Genomic DNA, 295 nt, shown 5'->3' with positions numbered 1-295 from the left:
CTGACCTGGGACCAGGGGATCGAAATGCAGGACTGGAAAACCGTGAAGATGGATACTGGTATCGAGATTTACTTTTGCGACCCGCATTCGCCATGGCAGCGTGGTATCAACGAGAACACCAACGGGCTCCTGCGCCAGTATTTCCCCAAAGGCACTGATTTGGATATCCACAGCGCTGAGGATCTTGACTGGGTCGCTGCCGAGCTCAATGACAGGCCACGCAAACGACTAGAGTTTAAGAAGCCGATCGAACTGATCGAATCTCTTTTGTTGCAATGACCGCCTGAATCCGCCG

1 protein-coding gene is annotated in these 295 nt (G+C 52.9%); it reads left to right on the top strand.

Annotation, left to right across the window (positions count from 1 at the left end):
* Positions 1-279 (top strand): IS30 family transposase (locus AC6CHO_RS17225; RefSeq protein ID WP_498216705.1); only part of this gene is annotated, 279 nt, incomplete at its 5' end.
* Positions 280-295: the final 16 nt, after the last annotated feature.

The sequence above is a fragment of the Glutamicibacter sp. GQ173 genome, assembly GCF_059759215.1.
This window is presented reverse-complemented; position numbering and strand designations above follow the sequence as displayed.